The following is an 18,204-nucleotide window of genomic DNA, read 5'->3' on the forward strand; positions in this document are numbered from 1 at the left end:
GGGGCGCACAGCGGAGGCCGCCATGTCCACTAGCCGCACCGGGCGGCCGCCCGCGCGACGGGCGCCCCGCCCGCCCGCCGTGCCCCGGCCGGTCCGCCGGAACACCGTCCGCGCCCTCGGCACACGGGCGCGCAGGGCCTGGGACCGGCCGCTGACCGCCTACTACGTGATCCTCGGCGGCAGCGCGCTGATCATCGTGCTCGGCCTGGTGATGGTCTACTCGGCCTCCCAGATCACCGCGCTGCAGAACTCGCTGCCGGGCTCGTACTTCTTCCGCAAGCAGCTCCTGGCCGCCGGCATCGGGACGGTGCTGCTGCTCGCGGCCGCCCGGATGCCCGTGAAACTGCACCGGGCGCTGGCCTACCCCCTCCTCGCGGGCTCCGTCTTCCTGATGATCCTGGTGCAGGTGCCGGGGATAGGGATGGCGGTCAACGGCAACCAGAACTGGATCGACCTCGGCGGCTCCTTCCAACTCCAGCCCAGTGAGTTCGGCAAGCTCGCCCTGGTGCTGTGGGGCGCCGACCTGCTCGCCCGCAAGCAGGACAGACGGCTGCTGGCCCAGTGGAAGCACCTGCTGGTGCCGCTCGTACCGGTCGCCTTCATGCTGCTCGGACTGATCATGCTGGGCGGCGACATGGGCACGGCGATCATCCTGACGGCGATCCTGTTCGGCCTGCTCTGGCTGACGGGAGCGCCCACCCGGTTGTTCGCCGGGGTGCTGGCGGTCGCCGTGCTGATCGGCGCGTTCCTCATCTGGAGCAGCCCGAACCGCATGGCCCGGCTCTCCTGCCTCGGCGCCACCGAACCCCAGGCGGGTCCCGTCGACTGCTGGCAGGCGGTGCACGGGATCTACGCCCTCGCCTCCGGCGGGATCTTCGGTTCCGGACTGGGCGCGAGTGTGGAGAAATGGGGCCAACTACCGGAAGCCCACACCGACTTCATCTTCGCCGTCACCGGTGAGGAACTGGGCCTGGCGGGGACGCTGTCGGTACTCGCCCTGTTCGCGGCTCTAGGCTATGCGGGTATCCGCGTGGCCGGACGCACGGAGGACCCCTTCGTGAGGTATGCCGCGGGAGGCGTGACCACCTGGATCACGGCGCAGGCCGTGATCAACATCGGTGCGGTCCTCGGACTGCTGCCGATCGCCGGTGTCCCGCTCCCGCTGTTCTCCTACGGGGGGTCCGCCCTGTTGCCGACCATGTTCGCCATCGGGCTGCTGATCGCCTTCGCGCGTGACGAGCCCGCTGCGCGGGCGGCGCTTGCGATGCGGCAACCTCGCTTTGGTAGAAAGCGGGCCGGGGGTTCTCAGCAGCCCCGGAGATGGAACACGATGCGACGGCGCGCCACGGCGGCACGTTCGTCCGGAGAGCGGTGAATTTCGGTGCATGTCGTACTCGCCGGCGGAGGAACCGCGGGCCACATCGAGCCCGCGCTCGCCCTCGCGGATGCCCTGCGCAGGCATGATCCGACCGTGGGCATCACGGCCCTGGGCACGGAACGCGGTCTCGAGACACGCCTGGTACCCGAGCGCGGGTACGAACTGGCGCTGATCCCCGCCGTACCGCTGCCGCGCAAGCCCACCCCGGAGCTGATCACCGTCCCGGGCCGGCTGCGCGGCACCATCAAGGCGACGGAGCAGATCCTGGAACGCACCAAGGCGGACGCCGTGGTCGGCTTCGGCGGCTACGTCGCCCTGCCGGGCTACCTCGCCGCCAAGCGGCTCGGGGTGCCGATCATCGTCCACGAGGCCAACGCCCGCCCCGGCCTGGCCAACAAGATCGGCTCCCGGTACGCGGCCCAGGTCGCCGTCTCCACCCCGGACAGCAAGTTGCGCGACGCCCGCTACATCGGGATCCCGCTGCGCCGCTCCGTGGCCACCCTGGACCGGGCCGCCATGCGCCCCGAGGCCCGCGCCGCGTTCGGGCTCGACCCCAACCTGCCCACGCTGCTGGTCTCCGGCGGCTCGCAGGGCGCCCGCCGGCTGAACGAGGTCGTCCAGCAGGTCGCGCCGTGGCTGCAGCAGGCCGGGATCCAGATCCTGCACGCGGTCGGCCCGAAGAACGAACTGCCCCAGGTGCAGCAGATGCCGGGAATGCCCCCCTACATCCCGGTAAGTTACCTGGACCGGATGGATCTGGCGTACGCCGCGGCCGACATGATGCTCTGCCGCGCGGGCGCGATGACCGTCGCCGAACTCTCCGCCGTCGGACTCCCGGCCGCCTACGTTCCGCTGCCGATCGGCAACGGCGAGCAGCGGCTGAACGCCCAGCCGGTGGTCAAGGCCGGCGGCGGTCTGCTGGTCGACGACGCGGAGCTGACGCCGGAGTGGGTGCGGCAGACCGTGCTGCCGGTGCTGTCCGACCCGCACCAGCTGTACGAGATGTCCCGCGCCGCCGCCGAGTTCGGCCGCCGGGACGCCGACGACCTGCTCGTCGGCATGGTGTACGAGGCGATCGCCGCCCGTGCGCGGCAGTAGAGCCTGACCGGCGGATCGGGCCGCAGGAGACCGGCGCGCCTCGTCGGCGCGGGCGCGGCGGCCCCCGGGTCTGCGGCATGATCCGCCGGGTAGGTGCTGAACAGGCCCTGGACGCGTAGGTGAACGCGGATGACGGGAGGCAGGATTCGTGGCCGGAACGACGACCGCCGAGCGCGGTGGACGCCAGCGGGAGTCGTCCGGCCCGCCGCCCGTCAGGCGCTTGAGGCGGCGGCACCTTCGTCTGATCATCATCCTGGCGATCGCCCTGGTGTTCCTCGGGAGCGGGGCGTTCTGGCTGCTGTACGGCTCCGATCTGGCCAGGGCGGAGCGGGTCTCCGTGTCCGGGACCCGTGTGCTGACTCCCGGGCAGGTGCGCGAGGTCGCCGCCGTTCCCCTCGGGGGCCCGCTGGCCATGGTGGACACCGAGACGATCGCATCGCGGCTCCGCCGGGAGATGCCCCGGATCGCGGCAGTTGACGTGGTTCGTTCCTGGCCGCACGAAATCGGATTGAAAGTCACCGAGCGCACCCCGGTTCTTCTGATGGAAAAGGGCGGGGAGTTCGTCGAGATCGATGCCGAGGGTGTCCGGTACGCCACGGTTTCGAAGGCCCCCCGAGGTGTTCCCCGGCTGGAATTGACCGTCCGCCGAAGCGGCACCACGGCCGCGAGTCTGCGCCGCTTCGGCGAGGAGCGGCTGGTGCGGGAGGCGGTCCGGATCGTCCGTGACGTCCCGGACTCCGTCGCCCGGGTCACCCGGAGCGTCAACGTCCGTACCCACGACGACATCTCGCTGAAGCTGACGGACGGCAGGGAGGTCGTCTGGGGGAGCGCGGAGAAGGGTGCCGCGAAGGGGCGCACCCTCACCGCTCTGCTGAAAGTGGCGCCGGACGCACGGCACTTCGACGTGAGTGTTCCCACCGCCCCCGCGTCATCGGGGGGTTGACGTTCATCAGTGCAGGTCAACCCCCTGGTTGGGCGGTGCCACGGCTGATCACATAGGGTGAAAAGAAAAACGGGAGGTTCGGCGTGTTCGTTGAACGCGCGCCGCTTGTCGACCTAGTGTCCTGTTCAGAAGACTCCAGAGAACAGACACACTGGTAACCCTAAACTTCAACGTTAGGGTTCGGGTCGGTGATACGGACCGTCCCCATCGGCATCAGTCGTCGGACCGCGGCAAGGCCGTGAGACGGCGACACGTAACTCGAGGCGAGAGGCCTTCGACGTGGCAGCACCGCAGAACTACCTCGCAGTCATCAAAGTCATCGGTGTCGGCGGCGGTGGTGTCAATGCCATCAACCGGATGATCGAGGTCGGTCTCAAGGGCGTCGAGTTCATCGCCATCAACACCGACGCGCAAGCCCTGTTGATGAGCGACGCCGACGTCAAGCTCGACGTCGGCCGGGAACTCACCCGCGGACTCGGCGCCGGAGCCAACCCGGCCGTCGGCCGCAAGGCGGCCGAGGACCACCGCGAGGAGATCGAGGAGGTCCTCAAGGGGGCCGACATGGTCTTCGTGACGGCCGGTGAGGGCGGCGGCACCGGCACCGGCGGGGCCCCCGTCGTGGCCAACATCGCCCGCTCGCTGGGCGCTCTCACCATCGGCGTGGTCACCCGCCCGTTCACCTTCGAGGGCCGGCGCCGCGCCAACCAGGCGGAGGACGGCATCGCCGAGCTCCGTGAAGAGGTCGACACCCTCATCGTCATCCCCAACGACCGGCTGCTGTCCATCTCGGACCGCCAGGTCTCGGTCCTGGACGCCTTCAAGTCGGCGGACCAGGTCCTGCTCTCCGGTGTCCAGGGCATCACCGACCTCATCACCACGCCCGGCCTGATCAACCTCGACTTCGCCGACGTCAAGTCGGTCATGTCCGAGGCCGGTTCGGCCCTCATGGGCATCGGCTCGGCCCGCGGCGACGACCGCGCGGTGGCGGCGGCCGAGATGGCGATCTCCTCGCCGCTGCTGGAAGCCTCCATCGACGGCGCCCGGGGCGTGCTGCTCTCCATCTCCGGCGGCTCCGACCTCGGCCTGTTCGAGATCAACGAGGCCGCCCAGCTGGTCAGCGAGGCCGCCCACCCGGAGGCCAACATCATCTTCGGCGCGGTCATCGACGACGCCCTGGGCGACGAGGTCCGGGTCACCGTGATCGCGGCCGGCTTCGACGGCGGCCAGCCGCCGGCGAAGCGGGACAACGTCCTCGGCTCGTCCTCGGCCAAGCGCGAGGAGCCCGCTCCCGCGCGGCAGCCCGAGAGCCGGCCGTCCTTCGGCTCGCTCGGCAGCGTCACGCCCCGGGAGGAGCCGGCGCCGGCCCCCGAGCCGGTCAGTGACATCCCGGTGGCCCAGCCGCCGGTCCAGCCGACGAGGGCGTACTCGGACAGCGCGGCCGAGGAGCTGGACGTCCCGGACTTCCTCAAGTGATAGGACAGCGCGAGAGCGTGCGCGGCGCGCACTTCGCCTTCACCGACCGGTGGGGCGGGGTGAGCGCCGCTCCGTATGCGGAGCTCAACCTCGGCGGAGCGGTCGGCGACGATCCCGACGCCGTACGCGTCAACCGCGAACTGGCCGCGAAGTCCCTCGGCCTCGATCCGGCCCGGGTGGTGTGGATGAACCAGGTGCACGGCGCCGACACCGAGGTGGTCGACGCGCCGTGGGGCGACCGTCCGGTCCCCGGGGCCGACGCGGTCGTCACCGCGCGACGGGGTCTCGCCCTGGCCGTGCTCACCGCCGACTGTGTGCCGGTGCTGCTCGCCGACCCCGTCGCCGGCGTGGCCGCGGCGGCCCACGCGGGACGGCCCGGACTGGTCGCGGGGGTGGTTCCCGCCGCCGTGCGGGCCATGACCGGACTCGGTGCCGACCCGGCCCGGATCGTCGCCCGCACCGGGCCCGCCGTCTGCGGACGGTGCTACGAGGTGCCGGAGGCGATGCGCGCCGACGTGGCCGCCGTCGAACCGGCGGCGCACGCCGAGACGAGCTGGGGGACACCGGCGGTCGATGTGGACGGGGGCGTACACGCCCAGCTCGAACGGCTCGGGGTGCGCGACCGGGAGCGGTCGCAGGTGTGCACCCGGGAGTCGGACGATCACTTCTCGTACCGGCGCGACCGCTCCACCGGGCGGCTCGCCGGCTATGTGTGGCTGGACTGATGGGGCATGACGGAACGACGTAGGGACGAACTCGCCGCGAACCTCGCGGATGTGGAGCGACGGATCGCCGCCGCGTGCGCGGCCGCCGGACGCGGGCGCGCCGAGGTGACCCTGATCGTGGTCACCAAGACCTTTCCCGCCGGTGATGTGCGGATCCTGTCGGAACTCGGCGTACGCCATGTCGCCGAGAACCGTGACCAGGAGGCCGCCCCCAAGGCAGCCGAATGCTCGGATCTTCCCCTTTCCTGGCATTTCGTCGGACAGCTTCAGACCAATAAGGTGCGATCCGTGGTCGGTTACGCGGATTTCGTGCAGTCCGTCGACCGTGCCCGTCTTGTCACGGCCCTCGCCAGGGAAGCCGTACGGGCCGGACGTGAACTCGGCTGTCTCGTCCAGGTCGCGCTCGACGCCGACGAGTCCGCGGCGGGCGGGGGCCGGGGGGAGCGCGGCGGCGTCGCGCCGGGCGCCGTCGCGGAGTTGGCCGATCTGATCGCCGGGTCCGAAGGGCTGCGGCTGGACGGGCTGATGACCGTCGCCCCGCTCACCGGGGAGTACGCCGGGCGGCAACAGGCGGCGTTCGAGCGTTTGATGGATTTGTCGACCGACCTGCGCACGGCTCATCCGGCTGCGAACATGGTTTCCGCGGGGATGAGTACGGATCTCGAACAGGCCGTTGCGGCCGGAGCGACACATGTGCGCGTCGGCAGTGCGGTACTCGGAGTCCGCCCCGGGCTCGGGTAACGTCGCCAGGAAGTCGGACCACAGTAGAAAATATGGTCATTGCCGCTGATGGGCGGACTTGAGGACCTTGTGGATCGCGGGCACTTGGCGGTCGTCAGCGGATCCACCACAGAGGAGGACTCGGAGCATGGCCGGCGCGATGCGCAAGATGGCGGTCTACCTCGGCCTCGTGGAGGACGATGGGTACGACGGCCGCGGATTTGATCCAGACGACGACTTCGAGCCCGAACTCGACCCGGAGCCCGAGCGGGACCACCGGCGGCACGAGCCGTCGCACCAGTTGCACGGGGCGCATCAGCTCCAGAGGGACGAAGAGGTGCGGGTGGCGCAACCGCCCCCGCCCCGTGAACCGGTTGCCCGGGCCGCTTCGCTTCCCGCTGAATCGGCACGCCCGGCGCGCATCGCGCCCGTGGCATCCATCACACAAGAACGCGCGAACCTGGAGAAGAACGCACCGGTGATCATGCCCAAGGTCGTGTCGGAACGAGAGCCTTACCGGATCACCACGCTTCACCCGCGGACCTACAACGAGGCCCGTACCATCGGGGAACACTTCCGTGAGGGCACTCCGGTGATCATGAATCTCACGGAGATGGATGACACGGACGCGAAGCGACTTGTCGACTTTGCGGCCGGTCTGGTGTTTGGTCTTCACGGCAGCATCGAGCGGGTGACGCAGAAGGTGTTCCTGCTGTCTCCTGCTAACGTCGATGTCACGGCGGAGGACAAGGCCCGTATCGCAGAGGGCGGGTTCTTCAACCAGAGCTGAGACGCAGGACCGGACAGAAGCAGGACACAGGGGAGAGGGACCGACAGACCATGAGCGTGTTCGCGCAGGTGATCTACATCGCGCTGATGGTGTTTCTCATCGTGCTCATCTTCCGTCTGGTCATGGACTACGTCTTCCAGTTCGCCCGCTCGTGGCAACCCGGCAAGGCGATGGTGGTCGTCCTGGAGGCCACCTACACTGTCACCGATCCACCGCTCAAGCTCCTGCGGCGGTTCATCCCGCCGCTGCGTCTCGGGGGCGTGGCGCTCGACCTGTCCTTCTTCGTACTGATGATCATTGTCTACATCCTGATCTCCCTCGTGGGCAGTGCGCTGAGGTGACTGTGGACGACATGGGCCTGCCGACTGCCGATGACTACGTTGAGGTGAAGAGATGCCGTTGACCCCCGAGGACGTGCGGAACAAGCAGTTCACGACCGTCCGCCTCCGAGAAGGCTATGACGAGGACGAGGTCGATGCCTTCCTCGACGAGGTCGAAGCCGAACTGACGCGCCTGCTCCGAGAGAACGAGGACCTGCGCGCCAAACTGGCCGCGGCCACGCGTGCTGCTGCCCAGAACCAGCAGAACATGCGCAAACCCCCTGAACCGCAGGACCAGCAGCAGGGGCAGCAGGGACCGCCTCCCCAGGGCATGCCCCAGCAGGGCATGCGAGGTCCCGGCGGACCGGTGCCCGCCGGCATATCGGGCCCGCCGCAGCAGCAGATGGGTGGCCCCATGGGTGGTCCGCCCCAGCTGCCGAGCGGTGCGCCGCAACTGCCCGCCGGCCCCGGTGGACAGGGCGGTCCGCAGGGTCCCGGCCCGATGGGCCAGGGTCCCATGGGTCAGGGTCCCGGGCCGATGGGCCAGGGCGGTCCGATGCAGGGGCAGATGGGTCCCGGCGGTCCGATGCAGGGACAGATGCAGGGGCAGATGGGTCCCGGCGGTCCGATGCAGGGACAGATGCAGGGACAGATGGGTCCCGGCGGCCCGATGGGCGGCCCCGGCGGCCCCATGGGCGGTCCTCCCGGCCTCCCCGGTCAGCAGCAGGGCGGTCCCGGTGGCGACAGCGCGGCCCGCGTGCTCTCGCTGGCCCAGCAGACCGCCGACCAGGCGATCGCCGAGGCCCGTTCCGAGGCCAACAAGATCGTCGGTGAGGCGCGTTCCCGTGCCGAGGGTCTCGAGCGGGACGCCCGCGCCAAGGCGGACGCCCTGGAGCGGGACGCGCAGGAGAAGCACCGCGTCGCGATGGGCTCCCTGGAGTCCGCCCGCGCCACGCTGGAGCGCAAGGTCGAGGACCTGCGCGGCTTCGAGCGCGAGTACCGCACGCGGCTGAAGTCCTACCTGGAGTCGCAGCTGCGTCAGCTGGAGACCCAGGCGGACGACTCGCTCGCCCCGCCGCGTCAGCCGGCCGCCCCGTCGCTGCCGCCGTCCCCGGCGCCCTCGATGGCTCCGGCCGGTGCACCGTCCTACGGCGGCAGCCAGCCGATGGGCGGCGGTCCGGGCGCCCAGCCCGGTCCGTCCTACGGCAGCCAGCAGCAGATGCAGCCGGCGATGACCCAGCCCATGGCGCCGGTGCGCCCGCAGGGGCCGTCGCCGATGGGTCAGGCCCCCTCGCCGATGCGCGGGTTCCTGATCGACGAGGACGACAACTGACGGCCTCACGGCCATGAGTACGGCCTGACGGCCGGCAGCGTTCAGGGCGGGGCCCCGGGTCGGACGACCCGGGGCCCCGCCCTTTCGTCCTGCGCGTTCGGGCCCTGCGCGGCGGTTGTGCGAGGCCCGGGGGCAGTTGTCCGGCGGACACAGTGCCGAGGGCCCGGGCCCGCCGAACTCTCTCGGCGGGCCCGGGCCCTCGGGGGTGCCGGGCGGGTGCCCGGGGTGTGCCTAGGCCTTGCGCAGCCGGAACGTCAGGGACAGGCCCTCGTCGGTGAACGCCTGACCGTAGGAGTCGTCCGCCTCGCCCTGGGCGAAGTCCGTGGCCAGGACCTCTTCGGCGATCAGAGCGGAGTGCTCGGTCAGGGCCGCGACGATGGCGGCCTCCGTGGCCGTCCAGCGCAGAGCGATCCGGTCGGCCACGTCGAGGCCGCTGTTCTTGCGGGCCTCCTGGATCAGCCGGATCGCGTCCCGGGCCAGGCCCGCGCGGCGCAGCTCCTCGGTGATCTCCAGGTCCAGCGCGACCGTGGCACCCGCGTCGGACGCCACCGACCAGCCCTCACGCGGGGTTTCCGTGACGATCACCTCGTCCGGGGAGAGGGTGATCGTCTCACCGTCGACCTCCACCGAGGCGGTGCCCTCGCGCAGCGCCAGGGAGAGCGCGGCGGCGTCCGCGTCCGCGACGGCCCGGGCCACGTCCTGGACCCGCTTGCCGAACCGCTTGCCCAGCGCGCGGAAGTTGGCCTTCGCCGTCGTGTCCACCAGCGAGCCGCCCACCTCGGACAGCGACGCCAGGGACTCGACGTTCAGTTCCTCGGTGATCTGCGTGTGCAGCTCGGGGTGGAGGGCGCCGAAGCCGCTCGCCGCGATCAGGGCGCGCCTCAGCGGCTGGCGGGTCTTGACCCCCGACTCCGCGCGGGTGGCCCGTCCCAGCTCCACCAGGCGGCGCACCAGCACCATCTGGGTGGACAGCTCCGGGTCGATCGCCGTCAGGTCCGCCTCGGGCCAGGAGGACAGGTGGACCGATTCCGGGGCGTCCGGGACGACCGGCACGATCAGGTCCTGCCAGACCCGCTCGGTGATGAACGGGGTCAGCGGGGCCATCAGCCTGGTGACCGTCTCCACGACCTCGTGCAGGGTGCGCAGCGCGGCCTTGTCGCCCTGCCAGAAGCGGCGCCGGGAGCGGCGGACGTACCAGTTGGACAGGTCGTCGACGAATGCGGACAGCAGCTTGCCGGCGCGCTGGGTGTCGAAGCCCTCCAGCGCCCGGGTCACCTGGTCGGTGAGCGCGTGCAGTTCGGAGAGCAGCCAGCGGTCCAGCAGCGGACGGTCGGCGGGCGCCGGGTCGGCCCCGGAGGGGGCCCAGCCGGAGGTGCGCGCGTATAGCGCCTGGAAGGCGACCGTGTTCCAGTACGTCAGGAGCGTCTTGCGGACGACCTCCTGGATGGCGCCGTGCCCCACCCGGCGGGCCGCCCACGGGGAGCCGCCGGCCGCCATGAACCAGCGGACCGCGTCCGCGCCGTGCCGGTCCATCAGCGGGATCGGCTGCAGGATGTTGCCCAGGTGCTTGGACATCTTGCGGCCGTCCTCGGCGAGGATGTGGCCGAGGCAGACGACGTTCTCGTAACTCGACTTGTCGAAGACCAGCGTGCCGACGGCCATCAACGTGTAGAACCAGCCGCGGGTCTGGTCGATGGCCTCGCAGATGAACTGCGCCGGGTAGCGGGCCTCGAACAGTTCCTTGTTCTTGTACGGGTAGCCCCACTGCGCGAACGGCATCGAACCCGAGTCGTACCAGGCGTCGATGACCTCCGGCACGCGCGTGGCGGTCTTCGCGCAGCCGTCCTGCGGGCAGGCGAAGGTGACCTCGTCGATGTACGGGCGGTGCGGGTCGAGGCCCGACTGGTCGGTGCCGGTCAGCCCGGTCAGCTCGGTGAGCGAGCCGACACAGGTGAGGTGGTTGTCCTCGCAGCGCCAGATCGGCAGCGGGGTGCCCCAGTAGCGGTTGCGGGACAGCGCCCAGTCGATGTTGTTGTTCAGCCAGTCGCCGTACCGGCCGTGCTTGACCGAGTCCGGGAACCAGTTGGTGTTCTCGTTCTCCTCGAGCAGCCGGTCCTTGACGGCCGTGGTCCGGATGTACCAGGACGGCTGCGCGTAGTACAGCAGCGCGGTGTGGCAGCGCCAGCAGTGCGGGTAGCTGTGCTCGTACGGGGTGTGCCGGAAGAGCAGGCCGCGGCGGTCCAGGTCCTCGGTCAGCTTCTCGTCGGCCTTCTTGAAGAAGACGCCGCCGACCAGCGGGACGTCCTCCTCGAAGGTGCCGTCGGGCCGGACCGGGTTCACCACCGGCAGACCGTAGGCGCGGCAGACCTTGAGGTCGTCCTCACCGAAGGCGGGGGACTGGTGGACCAGACCCGTGCCGTCCTCGGTGGTGACGTAGTCGGCGTTCACCACGTAGTGCGCCGACTCGGAGCTGTGCCCGCCGGTTCCCTCGCTCGCGCTCGGGAACTCGACGAGTTCGAAGGGGCGCCGGTACGTCCAGCGCTCCATCTCGGCGCCGGTGAAGGTCTGCCCGGTGGTCTGCCAGCCCTCGCCGAGGGCCCCCGCGACCAGCGGCTCGGCGACGACCAGCTTCTCCTCGCCGTCGGTGGCGACGACGTAGGTCACCTCGGGGTGCGCGGCGACCGCGGTGTTGGAGACCAGGGTCCAGGGTGTGGTCGTCCACACCAGGAGCGCGGCCTCGCCGGCCAGCGGGCCGGAGGTGAGCGGGAAGCGGACGTAGACGGACGGGTCGACGACCGTCTCGTAGCCCTGCGCCAGCTCGTGGTCGGACAGGCCGGTGCCGCAGCGCGGGCACCAGGGGGCGACACGGTGGTCCTGGGCCAGCAGACCCTTGTTGAAGATCTCCTTCAGCGACCACCAGACGGACTCGATGTACTCCGGGTCCATGGTGCGGTAGGGGTCGTTGAGGTCCGCCCAGTAGCCCATCCGGGTCGTGAGCTCTTCGAAGGCGTCGGTGTGGCGGGTCACCGACTCGCGGCACCTGGCGTTGAACTCGGCGATGCCGTACGCCTCGATGTCCTGCTTGCCGGAGAAGCCGAGCTCCTTCTCCACCGCGAGCTCCACCGGGAGACCATGGCAGTCCCAGCCGGCCTTGCGGCCCACGTGGTAGCCCTGCATGGTCCGGAAGCGGGGGAAGACGTCCTTGAAGACGCGTGCTTCGATGTGGTGGGCACCCGGCATGCCGTTGGCGGTGGGCGGGCCCTCGTAGAACACCCACTCGGGGCGGCCCTCGGACTGCTCGAGGCTCTTGGCGAAGATCTTCTGTTCCCGCCAGAAGTCGAGCACGGCGTGCTCGAGGGCGGGCAGGTCGACCTGGGCTGGCACCTGTCGGTACGTCGGCGTTGTCATCAGCGGGCTTCCTCCGGCGGACTTGCTGCCTTCCGTCCGGAGGGACGAGAGCTGTGTCGATCCCTGCGCCGCCGTCGGCGCGCTCCCGCGGTACCACCCTCCTTGGCCCCCCGGTGCGTCGTGTGCTCCGGTGAGCCCCCTCATTGGGGTCGCGATGCCGGTTCTACTCGCCCGGGCGGGCCTGTGGGCCGGGCCCACGGTCCAGGACTTTCCTCCGGCGGCTCCGGGGTGATCTTCACGTCGGGCTCGCCCCCGGGCTCACACCGTCCCCGGGTCGCTCTGGGCTGCGTACGCCGCTACTCGTCCCCATCCACGCTTCTCGCTGCGCCCAGTGTACGGCGCGGAGGCGACAGCGGCCGACCGGTTTGTCGCACAGACGGTCGACGGAGCGGCACGCGCGCCGTGGAGGCCCCGTGGAGGCCCCCCATGGGGTGACATACGCCCGAATGGAGTGGCACAGGCGTTCGGATGTGTGGACGTCCGGCTTGATGGCATACCCGGCGGGGAGCTGGGCACAACGCATGCAGGTCCGCCGCGCGGCGTCGGCGGGGCGGGCGAATCGGACGGTGCGCCCCGTTGCCGCGGGGTCCGGGCCGATTTATCGTCCCAGCACGATTCGCGTGCAAGATCACGGTATGTGAAGGGGCCGCGGCCATGGTGGCGAAGAAGACCGCCGACGAGAAGTCGGCGCCCAGCAGGGCCGCGCCCGTTTCCGGCGGCGGAGCCGAGGGGGAGGGCGGGAGGAGGAGCGCGGAGGAGGGCGGGAAGGCGGCGGCCGCGAAGGGAGCGGCCGCGCGGAAGGCGGCTGCGAAGACGGCGGCCGAGAAGAAGACGGCGGGAAAGGCCGCGAAGGGAACGGCGGCGAAGAAGGCGGCCGGGAAGAAGGCGGTCTCCGCGGCGGCGGCCGACGGCTCGGGCGGGGAAACGGCCGGAGCGGGGGCCGGCGTCGGGCGGGCCGGTGCTTCGCGGGGCGTCGGGGAGCGGGCCGGCCGGGGCGCCGCACACGAGGGCACCACCAGGACCAGCGGGGGCACACAGGACATGGCCGGGCGCGGCACGGCCACTGACGCGGGCGCGGCCGAGGCCGCGACGCAGACGGGAGCGACCACGGTGGGTGCTAAGAAGACTCCTGGTACGGCGACGACGGCGAAGACCGCCGTACCCAAGGCGCGGATCGCGGCGGTGGAGCCCGGCGATCTCGCGGTGCGCCCGGGCGAGGATCCCTGGACACTGAAGGAGGTCGAGGACGCACGGGTCGAACTGATGACCGAAGTGCTGCGACTGCGCGAGGAGATCAGCTCGTCCGAGCGGTCGCTGGCCGGCCTGATGCGGGACTCCGGTGACGGCGCGGGCGACGACCAGGCCGACACCGGTACGAAGAACATCACGCGGGAGCACGAACTGGCGCTCGCCGCCAACGCGCGCGAGATGCTCACCCAGTACGAGCACGCCATGCAGCGCCTGGACGCCGGCACCTACGGCCTGTGCGAGAACTGCGGCGACCCCATCGGGAAGGCCCGTATGCAGGCCTTCCCCCGGGCCACGCTGTGCGTCGAGTGCAAGCAGAAGCAGGAGCGACGCTACTGATCACCTCCACATGCCTCCTGAGCACGAGGGCCGCACGGAGTGTGTCGTACCCTCGTCCTCAGTCAGGTACCTAGGTTGAGGGACTCACGTGGCAGAGGCGGAGCGCATCATCGGTACGCCGGAGATCCCGGACGCGGACCGGGACGGACAGGACCGTGCCGAGCACGACCGGGCCGAGGAGACCCGGGCCGATGCCCGGACCGATGCCCAGGAGGCAGCGGAGGCCGGGACATCCCGCGGCAAGCGGCGGGTGGCCGTGCTGTTCGCCGTCGCCGCCGTCGCCTACGCCCTCGATCTGATCAGCAAGATGATCGTGGTCGCCGAGCTGGAACACCACGAGCCCATCGAGATCATCGGGGACTGGCTGAGGTTCGAGGCCATCCGCAACGCGGGCGCGGCCTTCGGTTTCGGCGAGGCCTTCACCGTGATCTTCACGGTGATCGCGGCGACGGTGATCGTGGTGATCGTCCGGCTCGCCCGCAAGCTGTACAGCCTGCCCTGGGCGATCGCGCTGGGGCTGCTGCTCGGCGGTGCCCTCGGCAACCTCACGGACAGGATCTTCCGCTCCCCGGGCGTCTTCCGGGGCGCGGTCGTGGACTTCATCGCGCCCAAGCACTTCGCCGTCTTCAACCTGGCGGACTCGGCGATCGTCTGCGGCGGCATCCTGATCGTCCTGCTGTCCTTCCGGGGCCTCGACCCGGACGGAACCGTCCACAAGGACTGACCGGCCCGCTGAACGCGCGTACGGGGTTGTCCGAGCGGTCCGGCATACTCGACGGGTGAGCACCATTCCCGAGATCCGTACCCTGCCCGTGCCCGACGGCCTGGAGGGCGAGCGCGTCGACGCCGCCATCTCCCGCATGCTCGGCTTCTCCCGGACCAAGGCGGCCGAGCTCGCCGCCGCGGGAAAGGTCACGGTCGACGGATCGGTGGTCGGCAAGTCGGAGCGGGTCAGCGGCGGCGCCTGGCTCGAGGTGGAGATGCCGCAGGCGCCCGCGCCGGTCCAGGTGGTCGCCGAGCCCGTCGAGGGCATGGAGATCGTGCACGACGACGACGACGTGGTCGTCATCGTCAAGCCGGTCGGGGTCGCCGCCCACCCCTCGCCCGGCTGGACCGGACCGACCGTGATCGGCGGTCTCGCCGCCGCCGGGTACCGCATCTCGACCTCCGGCGCCGCCGAGCGCCAGGGCATCGTGCACCGCCTGGACGTCGGCACCTCCGGTCTCATGGTGGTCGCCAAGTCCGAGTACGCGTACACCTCGCTGAAGCGCCAGTTCAAGGAGCGCACGGTCGACAAGCGCTACCACACGCTGGTCCAGGGCCACCCCGACCCGACCAGCGGCACCATCGACGCGCCCATCGGCCGCCATCCGCACCACGACTACAAGTGGGCGGTCATCGCCGAGGGCAAGCCCTCTGTCACGCACTACGACCTCGTCGAGGCCTTCCGCGCCGCCTCCCTCCTCGACGTCAAGCTGGAGACCGGCCGCACGCACCAGATCCGCGTCCACATGGCCGCCCACCGGCACCCCTGCGTGGGCGACCTGACGTACGGCGCCGATCCCACGCTCGCCAAGCGGCTCCGCCTGACCCGCCAGTGGCTGCACGCCGTGGGGCTCGGCTTCGAGCACCCCGGGGACGGCCGGTGGGCGGAGTTCACCAGCGACTACCCCGAGGACCTGCAGCAGGCGCTGGACCAGGTCCGGGAGGAGACGTACGCGTGAGCACCCCGTACGTGGTCCGCGAGGCGGTGGGGCCCGGCGACCGGGAGGCGTGCTTCGCGGTGCGCAAGGAGGTCTTCGTCGCCGAGCAGGGCGTGCCGGAGGACCTCGAGTACGACGCGTACGACTCCGGTGCCGTGCACGTGCTGGCACTCGGCGAGGACGGCACGGCGCTCGGCACCGGGCGTCTGCTGCACGGCGAGGCCGCCGCCGCGAAGAACGGCGGGGACGCGTCGACCGGCGCTCTGGGGCGGCTCGCGGTGACCCGCCGGGCGCGCGGGCTCGGCGTCGGGGCGGCGCTGGTGCGGGGCATCGAGGAGGCGGCCCGCACGCGCGGACTCACCGCCGTCGACCTGCACGCGCAGACCCATGCCCTGGGGTTCTACGAGCGGCTGGGATACGAGGCGTACGGGCCGGAGTTCCCGGACGCGGGCATGCCGCACCGGGCCATGCGGCGCGTTCTGTAACCGGGGCGTCGAACGGTCTGCCGAGGGCAGGGGCGCGGTCGCCCTCGTCCGGCTGCCGGCGACCTGGCCGACGAAGCGGCTGGGAGCGGAGGCCGACCCCGAAGCGGTGGACCGGGTGCCGCGACATCCGGATGTGCGGAGCGTGCGGTGAGTTCGTCCTCCGGCGCGGCCTTCTGTTCGTAGGGTCGGGGTATGACGCGAAACGTGGTGATCAGCGGGGGCGGTACGGGGATCGGGCTGGCGGCGGCACAGATGTTCGCCGGGGACGGGGACCGGGTGCTGCTGCTCGGGCGGCGCGGGGACGTGCTGGAGCGGGCCGGGGCCGGGGTGCCGGGGGCGTCGGTGTACGCCGCCGACCTCGCCGACCCGGTGGCCGTGCGCGGTGCCAGCGGCTTCGTGGGCCGGGAGTTCGGGGCCGTCGACGTGCTGATCCACAGCGCCGGGGGCAACGGCCTCCTCGAGCCACCTGCCGGCGGCGACGACCCGCTCGACGCCGTCGCCCGCCACTGGACGGTCAACTTCCGGCTCAACCTGCTGACCGCCGTCCTGCTCACGGAGGCCCTGAAGGACCGGCTCGCCGAACCCGGCGGGCGGCTGCTGTTCCTGAGCTCCATCGCCGCCTACCGGGGGTCCGGGCAGCTCGCGTACGCGGCGGCCAAGGCCGGACTGCACCCGTACGCCCACGACCTCGCCCGGAAGCTGGGGCCGCACGGCATCACGGTCAACGTGGTCGCGCCCGGCTACGTCGAGGACACCGCCTTCTTCGGCGACGGCCTCGACGACGAGCGGCGGGCCCGGCTGATCGCCGAGACGTCCGACGGCCGGGCCGGGAGGCCCGGGGACGTGGCCGCCACCCTGCACTGGCTGGCCTCCCCGGGCGCCGCACACATCACCTCCCAGATCATCCAGGTCAACGGCGGAGCGGAACGCGGTCACTGAGACGCCGTCAGCGTTTGTCAGCGTTTGTTGGTGTTGGCCGTGCTTGATGTGTTCGCCGTGCTCGCCGGGCTTACGGGCGTTTCCCGCTTCCCGGCGGTCTCGTGCGGGCCGCGGGCCGCCGGTACGGTGCCGGAGGAGCGACGGTGGCCGCCGAACTCCGGTGCCGGGCCCGGCGGAAGTTCCGCGGCGGCCGTGCTGACCCGGGGCAGGGCGTAGGGGTGCTCCTCGGTCAGCCAGCGGATCATCTGCTCGCGGACCGTGACCCGTACCGTCCAGATGTCGTCCGCGTCCCTGGCCGTCACCAGGGCCCGCACCTGCATGGTGGTGGGCGTGCTGTCCGTCACGGTCAGGTTGTAGGCGCGGCCGTCCCAGGCCGGGCACTCCCGCAGGATGTCGCGGAGCCTGTCACGCATCGCCTCCAGCGGGGCCGAGTGGTCCAGGTGCCAGAGGACGGTGCCGGTCATCTGCGGTGTGCCGCGCGACCAGTTCTCGAACGGCTTGGACGTGAAGTACGACACCGGCATGGTGATCCGGCGCTCGTCCCAGGTGCGCACGGTCAGGAAGGTCAGGGTGATCTCCTCGACCGTGCCCCACTCGCCGTCCACCACGACCGTGTCGCCGATGCGCACCATGTCGCCGAAGGCGATCTGCAGTCCGGCGAACAGGTTGCCGAGCGTGGACTGGGCGGCGACACCGGCGACGATGCCGAGGACACCGGCCGAGGCCAGCAGCGAGGCGCCGGCCGTGCGCATCGTGGGGAAGGTCAGCAGCATCGCGGCCGCCGCCACCACCCCGACGACGGCCGAGACCACCCGCCTGATCAGCGTCACCTGGGTGCGCACCCGGCGGACCCTGGCCGGGGCGCGTTCGCGGTGCACGTTGGCGTACCGGGTGTACGAGGTCTCGACGACGGCCGCCGCGATCCGGATCGCCATCCAGGCGACCGATCCGATCATCACCAGCGTCAGGATCCGCCCGATGCCTTCCCGGTGGGCCTCGAACAGCCGGGCCTGGTCGTACGTCCCTCTCAGCAGGGCCGCGCAGATCAGCAGCTGGTAGGGGATGCGGGCGCGGCGGAGCAGCTCCCACATCGGGGTCTCGGGATGCCGTTCGTCGGCCTTGCGCAGCAGTCGGTCGGTGGCCCAGCCGAGCACCAGGGTGAGCACGACCGAACCGCCGACCACGATCAATGGGCGGAGCACGTCTTCCATGCCCTCGAACGTAACCGGCCTCGCGCGGAGTGAACATGTGAGGTTCGCGCCGTCGTGGGTACGGCCCCCCGGCCCCTGGCCCGGTCGGCAC

16 protein-coding genes are annotated in these 18,204 nt (G+C 71.1%); 14 read left to right on the top strand and 2 right to left on the bottom strand.

The genetic code is table 11. The features are described from left to right. Positions 1–22 precede the first annotated feature (22 nt). The 9 genes from ftsW to ACTWJ9_RS25200 all read left to right on the top strand — a co-directional run bounded on the left by ftsW (position 23) and on the right by ACTWJ9_RS25200 (position 8,780). Positions 23–1,375, top strand: a complete 1,353-nt coding sequence (ftsW, locus tag ACTWJ9_RS25160; RefSeq protein WP_279336537.1) for a putative lipid II flippase FtsW — start codon at positions 23–25, stop codon at positions 1,373–1,375. A 6-nt stretch (positions 1,376–1,381) separates the two neighbouring features. Beyond that, complete coding sequence (gene murG / locus ACTWJ9_RS25165; protein ID WP_279336538.1) at positions 1,382–2,476, top strand: undecaprenyldiphospho-muramoylpentapeptide beta-N-acetylglucosaminyltransferase; 1,095 nt, start codon at positions 1,382–1,384, stop codon at positions 2,474–2,476. 148 nt (positions 2,477–2,624) lie between these two features. Continuing rightward, the gene (locus ACTWJ9_RS25170; protein WP_443294807.1) at positions 2,625–3,419 is read left to right on the top strand and encodes a cell division protein FtsQ/DivIB; all 795 of its coding nucleotides are present in this window, start codon (positions 2,625–2,627) and stop codon (positions 3,417–3,419) included. 279 nt (positions 3,420–3,698) lie between these two features. Beyond that, positions 3,699–4,892 carry a cell division protein FtsZ gene (gene ftsZ / locus ACTWJ9_RS25175; RefSeq protein WP_279336540.1) on the top strand — a complete coding sequence of 398 codons (1,194 nt, stop codon included), beginning with the start codon at positions 3,699–3,701 and terminating at the stop codon, positions 4,890–4,892. Next, positions 4,889–5,617 carry a peptidoglycan editing factor PgeF gene (pgeF, locus tag ACTWJ9_RS25180; protein ID WP_279336541.1) on the top strand — a complete coding sequence of 243 codons (729 nt, stop codon included), beginning with the start codon at positions 4,889–4,891 and terminating at the stop codon, positions 5,615–5,617. The genes ftsZ and pgeF overlap by 4 nt, the downstream gene beginning before the upstream one ends. Positions 5,618–5,623: 6 nt before the next feature. After that, positions 5,624–6,358: a YggS family pyridoxal phosphate-dependent enzyme gene (locus ACTWJ9_RS25185; RefSeq protein ID WP_279336542.1), complete on the top strand. Its 735-nt coding sequence runs from the start codon at positions 5,624–5,626 to the stop codon at positions 6,356–6,358. A gap of 127 nt (positions 6,359–6,485) precedes the next feature. After that, entirely contained in the window at positions 6,486–7,127 is a 642-nt protein-coding gene (locus tag ACTWJ9_RS25190; RefSeq protein WP_279336543.1) for a cell division protein SepF, read from the top strand. A gap of 50 nt (positions 7,128–7,177) precedes the next feature. Further along, the gene (locus ACTWJ9_RS25195) at positions 7,178–7,468 is read left to right on the top strand and encodes a YggT family protein (protein WP_109383520.1); all 291 of its coding nucleotides are present in this window, start codon (positions 7,178–7,180) and stop codon (positions 7,466–7,468) included. Between the two features lie 52 nt (positions 7,469–7,520). Beyond that, positions 7,521–8,780, top strand: coding sequence for a DivIVA domain-containing protein (locus tag ACTWJ9_RS25200; protein ID WP_387041530.1), 1,260 nt, complete (start codon positions 7,521–7,523; stop codon positions 8,778–8,780). 231 nt (positions 8,781–9,011) lie between these two features. On the opposite strand, the gene ileS is transcribed toward ACTWJ9_RS25200, so the two are convergent. Continuing rightward, a complete protein-coding gene (ileS, locus tag ACTWJ9_RS25205) occupies positions 9,012–12,188 on the bottom strand; it encodes an isoleucine--tRNA ligase (RefSeq protein WP_279336545.1) in 3,177 nt (1,058 codons plus the stop codon). Between the two features lie 654 nt (positions 12,189–12,842). Between ileS and ACTWJ9_RS25210 the strand changes: the two genes are divergently transcribed. The 5 genes from ACTWJ9_RS25210 to ACTWJ9_RS25230 all read left to right on the top strand — a co-directional run bounded on the left by ACTWJ9_RS25210 (position 12,843) and on the right by ACTWJ9_RS25230 (position 16,902). Further along, positions 12,843–13,775: a TraR/DksA family transcriptional regulator gene (locus ACTWJ9_RS25210; protein WP_279336546.1), complete on the top strand. Its 933-nt coding sequence runs from the start codon at positions 12,843–12,845 to the stop codon at positions 13,773–13,775. An 88-nt stretch (positions 13,776–13,863) separates the two neighbouring features. Beyond that, positions 13,864–14,499 carry a signal peptidase II gene (gene lspA / locus ACTWJ9_RS25215; protein ID WP_279336547.1) on the top strand — a complete coding sequence of 212 codons (636 nt, stop codon included), beginning with the start codon at positions 13,864–13,866 and terminating at the stop codon, positions 14,497–14,499. A 55-nt stretch (positions 14,500–14,554) separates the two neighbouring features. Further along, positions 14,555–15,499: an RluA family pseudouridine synthase gene (locus ACTWJ9_RS25220; RefSeq protein ID WP_279336548.1), complete on the top strand. Its 945-nt coding sequence runs from the start codon at positions 14,555–14,557 to the stop codon at positions 15,497–15,499. Beyond that, on the top strand, positions 15,496–15,963 hold the full coding sequence (locus ACTWJ9_RS25225; protein WP_387037936.1) for a GNAT family N-acetyltransferase: 468 nt from the start codon (positions 15,496–15,498) through the stop codon (positions 15,961–15,963). Before ACTWJ9_RS25220 ends, ACTWJ9_RS25225 begins: the two co-directional genes overlap by 4 nt. Before the next feature lie 192 nt (positions 15,964–16,155). After that, a complete protein-coding gene (locus tag ACTWJ9_RS25230) occupies positions 16,156–16,902 on the top strand; it encodes an SDR family NAD(P)-dependent oxidoreductase (RefSeq protein ID WP_443294808.1) in 747 nt (248 codons plus the stop codon). Between the two features lie 17 nt (positions 16,903–16,919). Here the strand turns inward: ACTWJ9_RS25230 and ACTWJ9_RS25235 are convergent, their stop codons facing one another. After that, positions 16,920–18,113: a mechanosensitive ion channel family protein gene (locus tag ACTWJ9_RS25235; RefSeq protein WP_443294809.1), complete on the bottom strand. Its 1,194-nt coding sequence runs from the start codon at positions 18,111–18,113 to the stop codon at positions 16,920–16,922. Positions 18,114–18,204 lie beyond the last annotated feature (91 nt).

Origin of the sequence: Streptomyces sp. GDS52 (assembly GCF_052246875.1) — a bacterium.
Classification (GTDB): domain Bacteria; phylum Actinomycetota; class Actinomycetes; order Streptomycetales; family Streptomycetaceae; genus Streptomyces; species Streptomyces cathayae.

What these genes read in the sequence shown, in the direction of transcription:
- ACTWJ9_RS25210 (WP_279336546.1), top strand. Translation starts at nt 12,843, where the DNA reads ATGGTGGCGAAGAAGACCGCCGACGAGAAGTCGGCGCCCAGCAGGGCC.
- ACTWJ9_RS25195 (WP_109383520.1), top strand. Translation starts at nt 7,178, where the DNA reads ATGAGCGTGTTCGCGCAGGTGATCTACATCGCGCTGATGGTGTTTCTC.
- ACTWJ9_RS25190 (WP_279336543.1), top strand. Translation starts at nt 6,486, where the DNA reads ATGGCCGGCGCGATGCGCAAGATGGCGGTCTACCTCGGCCTCGTGGAG.
- ACTWJ9_RS25235 (WP_443294809.1), bottom strand. Translation starts at nt 18,113, where the DNA reads ATGGAAGACGTGCTCCGCCCATTGATCGTGGTCGGCGGTTCGGTCGTG.
- ftsW (WP_279336537.1), top strand. Translation starts at nt 23, where the DNA reads ATGTCCACTAGCCGCACCGGGCGGCCGCCCGCGCGACGGGCGCCCCGC.
- ileS (WP_279336545.1), bottom strand. Translation starts at nt 12,188, where the DNA reads ATGACAACGCCGACGTACCGACAGGTGCCAGCCCAGGTCGACCTGCCC.
- ACTWJ9_RS25230 (WP_443294808.1), top strand. Translation starts at nt 16,156, where the DNA reads ATGACGCGAAACGTGGTGATCAGCGGGGGCGGTACGGGGATCGGGCTG.
- ACTWJ9_RS25185 (WP_279336542.1), top strand. Translation starts at nt 5,624, where the DNA reads ATGACGGAACGACGTAGGGACGAACTCGCCGCGAACCTCGCGGATGTG.
- ACTWJ9_RS25200 (WP_387041530.1), top strand. Translation starts at nt 7,521, where the DNA reads ATGCCGTTGACCCCCGAGGACGTGCGGAACAAGCAGTTCACGACCGTC.